The sequence below is a fragment of the Microcella sp. genome, from assembly GCF_030645145.1.
Lineage (GTDB): Bacteria > Actinomycetota > Actinomycetes > Actinomycetales > Microbacteriaceae > Microcella.
Genome location: NZ_JAUSMI010000012.1, coordinates 1 through 8,920 on the forward strand (window position 1 = coordinate 1; position 8,920 = coordinate 8,920).

At 73.3% G+C, this 8,920-nt stretch carries 10 protein-coding genes and 1 tRNA gene; 7 read left to right on the forward strand and 4 right to left on the reverse strand.

Annotation, left to right across the window (positions count from 1 at the left end):
• From Q7T15_RS00665 to Q7T15_RS00695, 7 genes are all read left to right on the forward strand, one after another.
• On the forward strand, positions 1-1,126 hold a 1,126-nt coding region (locus Q7T15_RS00665; RefSeq protein WP_304692254.1), incomplete at its 5' end, for a hypothetical protein.
• Between the two features lie 28 nt (positions 1,127-1,154).
• Positions 1,155-1,541, forward strand: a complete 387-nt coding sequence (gene rsfS, locus Q7T15_RS00670) for a ribosome silencing factor (RefSeq protein WP_304692256.1) — start codon at positions 1,155-1,157, stop codon at positions 1,539-1,541.
• A 50-nt stretch (positions 1,542-1,591) separates the two neighbouring features.
• Complete coding sequence (locus Q7T15_RS00675) at positions 1,592-1,987, forward strand: zf-TFIIB domain-containing protein (protein WP_304692258.1); 396 nt, start codon at positions 1,592-1,594, stop codon at positions 1,985-1,987.
• A 121-nt stretch (positions 1,988-2,108) separates the two neighbouring features.
• Positions 2,109-2,181, forward strand: a tRNA-Ala gene (locus tag Q7T15_RS00680).
• A 180-nt stretch (positions 2,182-2,361) separates the two neighbouring features.
• Positions 2,362-3,720: an aminotransferase class V-fold PLP-dependent enzyme gene (locus Q7T15_RS00685; protein WP_304692272.1), complete on the forward strand. Its 1,359-nt coding sequence runs from the start codon at positions 2,362-2,364 to the stop codon at positions 3,718-3,720.
• Positions 3,721-3,783: 63 nt separating this feature from the next.
• Positions 3,784-4,455, forward strand: a complete 672-nt coding sequence (pdxH, locus tag Q7T15_RS00690; protein WP_304692260.1) for a pyridoxamine 5'-phosphate oxidase — start codon at positions 3,784-3,786, stop codon at positions 4,453-4,455.
• Between the two features lie 88 nt (positions 4,456-4,543).
• Positions 4,544-5,608: an LLM class flavin-dependent oxidoreductase gene (locus tag Q7T15_RS00695; protein WP_304692262.1), complete on the forward strand. Its 1,065-nt coding sequence runs from the start codon at positions 4,544-4,546 to the stop codon at positions 5,606-5,608.
• A 94-nt stretch (positions 5,609-5,702) separates the two neighbouring features.
• Here Q7T15_RS00695 and Q7T15_RS00700 read toward each other — a convergent pair whose 3' ends face one another.
• The 4 genes from Q7T15_RS00700 to Q7T15_RS00715 all read right to left on the reverse strand — a co-directional run bounded on the left by Q7T15_RS00700 (position 5,703) and on the right by Q7T15_RS00715 (position 8,744).
• The gene (locus Q7T15_RS00700; protein ID WP_304692264.1) at positions 5,703-6,068 is read right to left on the reverse strand and encodes a rhodanese-like domain-containing protein; all 366 of its coding nucleotides are present in this window, start codon (positions 6,066-6,068) and stop codon (positions 5,703-5,705) included.
• 85 nt (positions 6,069-6,153) lie between these two features.
• Positions 6,154-7,356 carry a cation:proton antiporter gene (locus tag Q7T15_RS00705; protein WP_304692266.1) on the reverse strand — a complete coding sequence of 401 codons (1,203 nt, stop codon included), beginning with the start codon at positions 7,354-7,356 and terminating at the stop codon, positions 6,154-6,156.
• A gap of 2 nt (positions 7,357-7,358) precedes the next feature.
• Positions 7,359-7,859 (reverse strand): cation:proton antiporter regulatory subunit, encoded by a 501-nt coding sequence (locus tag Q7T15_RS00710; protein WP_304692268.1) that lies wholly within the window; start codon positions 7,857-7,859, stop codon positions 7,359-7,361.
• A 51-nt stretch (positions 7,860-7,910) separates the two neighbouring features.
• Complete coding sequence (locus tag Q7T15_RS00715) at positions 7,911-8,744, reverse strand: UbiA family prenyltransferase (RefSeq protein ID WP_304692270.1); 834 nt, start codon at positions 8,742-8,744, stop codon at positions 7,911-7,913.
• Positions 8,745-8,920 lie beyond the last annotated feature (176 nt).

The window sequence follows — 8,920 nt, forward strand, 5'->3', positions numbered from 1 at the left end:
GCTGCCGCCGTCGGCCCCGCTCGCGCCGCCCTTCGCCCCGCCGACCGCTCCCGGCCTGCGCCGCGAGACCCGCACGCGCGACTTCCGCCCGCCCGCGGAGCGCGGAGGCGCATCCTTCACGCCCGCCCCGCAGCCGGAGGACGCCGCGCTCGACTACCGCACCCAGCAGGGGCCCGCGAGCGCGCACGCGGCACCGTCCCTCTCCGCCCCGGCGGGGTCGGCGCCCGTGGCCTCCGCCCCCGCGGTGGACCCGGCCTTCGCCTCCCTCGAGCCGGCGAGCGAGTCCGCGCCGTCGGTCGAGTCGCCCGCCGTCGAGCAGCCGTCGCCGATCGAGCCGCCCGCGCCCGAGACCGCTGCGGAGCCCGAGCCCCCGACGGACGCCGAGCCGTTCGTCATGCCCGAGTACACGATGACCCGCCGGGAGCTCCGAGCGCTCCGCGAGGCTCACGCCCAGCAGTCCTCGGCGGTCGAGCCGGAGCCCGCGCTCGACGGCGATCACGAGTCCGAGTCGGAGGCGCCCGCCGAGCTCGACGCCCCTGAGGCCGCACCGCTCCACCTCTGGCAGCCGACGTCGACGGGCGCGTCCGCTCCCGCCCCGCTCATCGAGCCGGGGCCGCCCGCGTCGAGCGAGGTCGCGGCTCCCGTCGTCTCGACCGCGACCGGCTCGCACTGGTCGGCCGGCTTCCACGAGCCCGCGGACGACCCCTTCGAGAACACCTTCAGTCGTCAGGTCGGCTCGGCCTCCGTGTCGACGAACGCCCTCGTGCTCCCGGAGATGCCCGTCGGCAGCCTCGCGGGCCCCGTGCCCGGCACGGGCGAGATCATCATCACCGGCATGGTCGACGTGCCCTCGAGCATCGCCTCGACCGGCGCCGTCCCGTCCGTCCACGACAGCCCCGACCTCGACGACCTGATCGACCCGGGCGATCGCGAGTTCGTGAGCTCCGATTCCGCTCCCGTGAGCGCGATCAACGCCGTGAGCAGCCACACGGCGACCCGCAACGTGATCTCCGGTCCCCAGCCCCGCGGTGCCATGCTCACGACCGTGCTCATCGTCTCGACCGTCGTCATGGCGATCGCCGCGGTGACGATCTTCGTGGTCGCCGCCGCGAACGGTCTATTCTGAGTCCTCCGAACCCCTGACGAAGGATGCTGTGACCGCCACCGATCGTGCCATCGACCTCGTTCGCGTCGCCGCCCGCGCCGCCGACGCCAAGCAGGGCGACGACATCGTCGCCCTCGACGTCTCGGGGCCGCTGCCCCTCGCCGACGCCTTCGTCCTCGTGACGGGGCGCAACGAGCGCAACGTCCAGGCGATCGCCGCCGAGGTCGAGGAGAAGATGATCGAGGCGGGCGCCAAGCCGCTGCGCCGCGAGGGCCGCGCCGAGGGTCGATGGATCCTCCTCGACTTCGGCGACGTCATCGTCCACGTCTTCCACGAGGAGGAGCGGCTCTTCTACTCGCTCGAGCGCCTCTGGAAGGACTGCCCCGTCATCCCGCTCGACCTCCCCGAGCACGCCGCGGCCTCCGACCCGGCCTGAGCGCCGGCCGCGCTCAGCGCGCGCATAGTCGAGCTTGCGAGGGTCGACGCATGAAGTGTCCTGCAGACGACGCCGTCCTCGTCATGAGCGAGCGCAACGGCATCGAGATCGACTACTGCCCCCAGTGCCGCGGCGTCTGGCTCGACCGCGGCGAGCTCGACAAGATCATCGAGCGCGCCGCGAGCTTCGAGGCCGCGAGCGCCGCACCGACGGCGCCTGCCGCCCCCGCGGCTCCTCGCGTCGACCTGCCGCGCGATGTCCCGCCCGCGCAGCCCGGCGGCTTCCCCGCCCCGGGGTACGCGCAGCCCGGCTACGCCGCCCCCTACGGCGACCCCGCGTACGGCCGCCAGCGCTGGGGCTCGAACTCGCCGTCGTCGGCTCCCCGGTACGGCCAGGGCGGGTACCCGCGCAAGCGCAAGAACTGGCTCGGCGAGCTCTTCGACTGATCGCCGGGGCCGCCTCGGCCCCCGCTTCGCGCGACGCTCCCGACGGGCCCGCTCGAATTGGCCGAGGCGCGCCCCGTGTACTACAGTGATCGAGTTGTCACCGGCTCGGTCCGGTGGCTGCGGGCCTGTGGCGCAGCTGGTAGCGCACCTGCATGGCATGCAGGGGGTCAGGGGTTCGAATCCCCTCAGGTCCACGACACGAACCCGGTTTCGGCCGGGTTTCGTCGTATCCGGCGCCTGCTGACCCGATCGGCGGGGCGGCGCGCCGGAGGCCGTGCGCGGTGAGCGCCGGCCCGGCCCGAAAGGACCACCCCGTGAGCTCCTCGTTCCCCGCCGCACCCGTCTCCGCGACCCCCGGGTCCTCCGCTCAGCGCATGCACGTCGTGAGCGACGAGACGACGCAGATCGCCGACATGGTGCTCGACTACGCGCGCCGGCGGCTGCTCGGCACCGACACCCCGCTCGACAAGCCCTTCTCGCCGGCCGAGCTCAAGCGCCTCGCCTCCGGCAGCATCGGCGAGAGCGGCATCGGCGCGCGCCGGGCGCTCGCCCTCTTCGAGAACGTGCTCGCCCCCTCGTGCATCACGACCGACCACCCCCAGTACCTCTCGTTCATCCCCTCGGCGCCGACGAAGGCCGCGACCGCCTTCGACCTCGTCGTCTCGGCGACCGCCGTCTACGGCGGCTCGTGGCTCGAGGGCTCGGGCGCCGTCTTCGCCGAGAACGAGGTCCTGAGCTTCCTCGCGAGCGAGTTCGGCCTGCCCGCCGGCGCCGGCGGCGTGTTCGTGCAGGGCGGGACGGTCGGCAACCTCTCGGCGCTCGTCGCCGCGCGCGATCACCGCGCCCGCGAGCTGAGCGCCGCCGGCCGCGCGCGCCCCGAGCGCTGGGTCGTCGTGTGCGGCGCCGAGGCGCACTCCTCGATCGTCTCCGCGGCGCACGTCATGGACATCGACGTCGCGATCGTCCCCATGGACGAGTCGGGCTCCCTGCGCGGCGCCGACGTCGAGCCTGCGCTCGTCGAGCACGGCGACGCCGTCATCGCCGTCGTCACCACCGCAGGCTCGACCAACTTCGGCATCGTCGATGACATCGCCTCGATCGCCGCCCTCAAGGACGCGCACGACTTCTGGCTCCACGTCGACGGCGCGTACGGCCTCGCAGCGATGCTCGCGCCCGGCTCACGTCACCGCTTCGCAGGCGTCGAGCGGGCCGACTCGCTCATCGTCGACCCGCACAAGTGGCTCTTCGCGCCGTTCGACGCGTGCGCGCTCCTCTACCGCGACCCCGACCACGGCCGGCTCGCCCACACGCAGCACGCGGAGTACCTCGACACCCTCACCGAGGCCGCCGACTACAACCCCTCCGACTACGCCATCCAGCTCACGCGCCGGGCGCGCGGGCTTCCCCTGTGGTTCTCGCTCGCGACCTTCGGCGCCGAGGTCTACCGCGAGGCGATCGAGATCTCGATCGATCTCGCCCGCCGCATCGCCGACGAGATCACCCGTCGTCCGCACCTGCGGCTCGTGCGCGAGCCGCAGCTCTCCGTCGTCGTCTTCGAGCGCGACGGGTGGGATGCCCGTGACTACGCGGTCTGGAGCGATCGGCTTCTCGACGACCAGCACGCGTTCGTCGTCGCGAGCTCGCACGCGGGGCGCCCCAACACCCGCTTCGCGATCGTGAACCCGACGACGACGTTCGAGCAGCTCGTCGCCATCCTCGACACGATGGACTGAGCCCGAGCGATCGCTCCCCGATCGCTCGGCGCACTCCCGGCGCGCCGGTCGTACGCTGTGGCCATGAGCCACGACGCCGTTCCCGACCCCCTCGACGACGCCCTCCGGCGGCACACCGACTACGGTGCCGAGAGGCTCGAGGAGGAGGACGTCGCGAGCGACCCGATCGCCCAGTTCACCGCGTGGATGGCCGAGGCGGCCGAGCGCGGGGTGTACGAGCCGAACGCGATGGTGCTCGGCACGATCGACCCCGACGGCCAGCCCTCGATCCGCACCGTGCTCCTCCGCGGGGTCGACGAGCGCGGGTTCGAGTTCTACACCGACTACACCTCGCGCAAGGGGCGGGCGCTGCTCGCGAACCCCGCGGTCTCGGTCGTCTTCCCCTGGTACACGCTCCACCGCCAGGTGATCATCTTCGGCGAGGCCCACCCCGTCGAGCGCGAGGCGAGCGAGGACTACTTCGCGCGGCGCCCGCGCGGGGCGCAGATCGCCGCGTGGTCGAGCGATCAGTCGCAGCCGATCGCCTCCCGCGAGGCGCTCGAGGAGAAGGTGCGCGACACCGAGGAGCGCTTCCGGGGCGACGAGACCGTGCCGCGCCCCGAGCGCTGGGGCGGCTTCCGGATCGCCCCGCACCGCATCGAGTTCTGGCAGGGGCGGACTTCGCGCCTGCACGATCGGCTCGTGTTCCGCGCGGCCGTGGGCGGGGGATGGGAGCTCGAGCGCATCCAGCCGTGAGTCGCCTGCGGGAATGGCCGCGGGTATCCATGCGTTTGCATAGTTCGATACGCTGGCACCGCCAGTCCCGCGAGAGAGACGGAAGACCATGACCGCGACCATCGACCCGGCCCGCCTGCAGTTCGGCCTCAACACCTTCGGCGACGTGAGCCACGACGCCGCCGGCGAGCCCGTCCCGTACCCCCAGGTGATCCGCGACGTCGTCGCGGAGGGCGTCCTCGCCGACCAGGTCGGCATCGACGCCTTCGCGATCGGCGAGCACCACCGCGACGACTACGCGGTCTCGGCTCCCGACATCGTGCTCGCCGGCATCGCCGCGCGCACCGAGCGCATCCGGCTCTCCTCGGCCGTCACCGTCCTGAGCTCGGACGACCCGATCCGCGTGTTCCAGCGCTTCGCGACGATCGACGCGATCTCGAACGGGCGCGCCGAGATCGTCGTCGGGCGCGGCTCGTTCACCGAGTCGTTCCCGCTGTTCGGATTCGAGCTCTCCGACTACCAGGTGCTCTTCGACGAGAAGCTCAACCTGCTCGCCGAGGTGCTCAAGGAGGGCCCCGTGACGTGGAGCGGCAGCACGCGCGCTCCGCTCACGGGCATCGAGGTCTACCCGAAGACGGCGAGCGGGAGCATCCCCACGTGGGTCGGCGTCGGCGGCAGCCCCGAGTCGGTCGTCCGCACGGCCCACTACGGCATGCCCATGATGCTCGCGATCATCGGCGGCGATCCGCAGCGCTTCGCGCCGTACGTCGACCTCTACCACCGCGCGCTCGACCAGATGGGCAAGGATCGCCTGCCCGTCGGCGTGCACTCGCCCGGCTTCATCGCCGACACCGACGAGGAGGCGCGGGAGCTGTTCTGGCCGCACTACCAGACCGCCTTCGGCCGCATCGGCCGCGAGCGCGGCTGGGGCCCGACGACGCGCGAGCACTACGACGCCGAGATCGAGCACGGCTCGCTCTACGTCGGCGGCGCCGAGACCGTCGCGCGCAAGATCGCCGCGACCGTCGCCGGGCTCGGGATCGAGCGCTTCGACCTCAAGTACACGACGGGGCCGGTGCCGCACGCCGCGAACATGCGCGCGATCGAGCTCTACGGCACGCAGGTGATCCCGATGGTGCGCGAGCTCGTCACCGAGGCCGTGCCCGTCGGCTGACGGCCCGCCGACCCCCGCCCGAGCAGTGCGAGACGGCGCCCGCCGCGATCACCGCGGCGGGCGCCGTCGTTCGGTCCTTCTGTCGTTCGGCGGCTCAGTCGGTGACGACGGGCAGACCCGTCGCGTCCGCAGCGGACTGCACCGAGCCGGCGTTCACGAGGTCGGTGAATCCGAGGCCCTCCATGCGGTCGATCGCCTGGGCCGAGCGGTTGCCGCTGCGGCAGTAGACGACGTAGTCGCCCTCGGGGTCGAGCTGCCCGACGAGCGCGTCGAAGTCGGGGGACTGCACATCGATGTTGACGGCGCCCTCGAGGTGGCCGCTCGCGAACTCGGAGGGAGTGCGCACGTCGATCACGACGGTGCCCTCGTCGAGGGCGATGGGCCCGCTCGCGGGCGCGCACGCGGCGAGCGCGAACGAGAGGCCGAGGGCGAGGGCGAGACTGGCGAGGATGCGGCGCATCGCGGTGCTCCTTCCGAGCGGTGGGATGCTCGATGCTATCAGATACCCCCGGGGGTATTTGCGTCCGCCCTGTCGCGGCGCCGGCTCACCCCGCGGCGGCGGCGGTCGTGGGGCGGGCGGGGAGCCGGCGGGCGAGCATCCGCTGCTTGAACCAGTCGGTGTCGGGGACGCGCGCGAGGACGGAGCCCGCGATGATCGTGATGAGCACGTAGGCCGTCGCGAGCGGGGCGAGCTGCGGCTCGAGGCCCGCCGCGACCGCGAGACCCGCGATGACGATCGAGAACTCGCCGCGCGGCGTGAGCGTGAGCCCGGCGCGCCAGCGGCCGGGGAGGGCGATTCCCGCGCCGCGCGCCGCGAGCCAGCCCGTCGCGACCTTCGTCGCCATCGTCACGACCGCGAGGATGATCGCGGGCACGAGCACGGGAACGATGTCGGCGGGGTCGGTCGCGATGCCGAAGAACACGAAGAACACCGCGGCGAAGAGGTCGCGCAGCGGCGACAGCACCGTCTCGGCCGAGCGCGCGACCTGGCCCGAGATCGCGATGCCGACGAGGAAGGCTCCGACCGCGGCGGACACGTTGACCTGCTGCGCGATGCCCGCGACGAGCATCGTCAGCCCGAGCACCCCGAGCACGAGCGACTCGGCGTGGTGCGGCGAGAACAGGGCCGAGACGATGCGCCCGTGCCGCAGCGCCAGGTACAGGATGAGCAGCGCGACGAGCACGGCGATCACGAGGGCCGTCGCGCCGGCGAGGAGTCCGGCCCCGATCACGAGCGCCGAGAGCACCGGGAGGTAGAAGGCCATCGCGAGATCCTCGATCACGAGGATCGACAGGATCGTCGGCGTCTCGCGGTTCGAGAGACGACCGAGGTCGCGCAGCACCTTCGCGATGACGCCCGAGGAGGAGATCCACGTGATGCCCGCGAGCGCGACGGCCGCGACAGGCCCCCAGCCGAGGATGAGCGCCATCGCCGCACCCGGCACGGCGTTCAGGAGCGCGTCGATGAGCCCGGCGCGGCGGCTTCGCTTGAGGCTGTCGACGAGCTCGGTCGCCGTGTACTCGAGGCCGAGCATGAGCAGCAGGAGGATGACGCCGATCTCGCTGCCGATCGCGAAGAACTCCTCGCTCTCCTCGATCGGGACGATGCCGCCCTCGCCGATCATCAGGCCGATGATGAGGAAGAGCGGGATGGGCGAGAACCCGAAGCGATCGGCGACCCGCGAGAGCAGGCCGAGGGCGAGCAGGAGGGCGCCGACCTCGATGAGGAGGAGCGTCGTCCCGTGCATCGTCAGCTCGGCAGCGTGCCGTCGGCGAGCAGGCGCGCGAGCGACTCGAGCGCCGGGCGCGTGCCCACGACGATGAGGGTGTCGCCCGCGCGGAGCTCGGTCTGCGGGGTGGGGGAGGGGATGACCTCGCTGTCGCGGACGATCGCGACGATCGACGTGCCCGTCAGGGTGCGCGCCTTCGTGTCGCCGAGGCAGCCGCCGACGAAGGGCGACGAGGCGGGCAGGAGCAGCTGCTCGGTGAAGAGGCCGGCGGCCTGCTCGCGGATCCCGGCGAGCTGGCCGAGCATGACCGAGGCGCCCAGGACGTCGGCGAGGGCGAGCGCCTCGTCCTCCGACAGGCTCACGCGCTCGCGGCACGCGTCGGGGTCGACGTCGTCGAAGACGGCGAGCTCGCGCTCGCCCGTGCGGTGCGAGACGATGCCGATGCGCCGGCCGTCCTCCGTCACGATGTCGTGCCGGGTCCCGATGCCGGGAAGATCCACTTTCTCGATGCGCACTCCCACGCCGCTCACGGTATCAGCGGATGCGCGCGCCGCCGACTCCGCGACGACCGCCTACGGCAGCGCGATGAGGGCCCCCGCCCCGGCCAGGCTCACGACGGCGGCGAGGGCCGCGCCCATGATGATCCGGAACAGCGACCGCGACCGCGGAGCGCGCGCCACGACCATCGCGCCGAGCACGAGGAGCGCGAGGCCCGCCGCCGCGCCGACCACGCTGAGCGGACTGAGCACCCCGGGGCCGATCACCCCGAGCGCCGCCGCGAGCGCGAGGCTCGCGAGGGCCACGAGCCCCGAGGCTCGCGCGCCGACCCGGTGCGGGATCGCCCGGATGCCGTGCCGCGCGTCGTCCTCGAGGTCGGGCAGCACGTTCGCGAAGTGCGCCGCGACGCCCAGCAGGGCGCCCATCGCGATCGCCCACCACTGCGCGCCGCGAGGCTCGGGGGCGGCGAGCGTCACGATGAGCGGAACCGCGCCGAAACCGACGGCGTAGCAGGCGGTCGCGAGCGCGCCTCGCTTGAGCCCCGCGTTGTACGCCCAGCCGGCGAGCAGGAACACCGCGTGCGCGATCGCCGCCGCGGCGCCCAGGAGGAGCGACAGCGCGACCGCCGCGAGGGCGGCGCCGACCGCGAGGCCGAGCACGAGGCGCGCATCCAGGTCGCCGCGGGCGATCGGCTTGTCGGCCCGGCCGTCGGCGGTGTCGCGCGCCGCGTCGAGCGCGTCGTTCGACCAGCCGATCGAGAGCTGCTGCAGGAGGATCATGCCCGCGACGAGCGCCGCCCGCCCGAGCTCGAGCCCCGACGCGAGGCCGAGCGCGAGGGTCACGAGCGTCACGACGAACGTCGGCCCGCCGTGCGCCGCCGCGGCGAGGGCGCGGAGGCGACGGGGCATGGGGTCATGCTAGGCGCGGTCTACCCTGGAGGGATGCGCCGACCCCCGACGACGCTCACCGCAGGGCGCCCGCCCGACGCGGGCCCGGGCATCCGCCGCCGCATCGCCGCGCTCGCGCTGCTGCTCTCCGGGGCCACGGCGCTCGCCGCGTGCGGCCCGGCGCCCGTGCCCGAGCC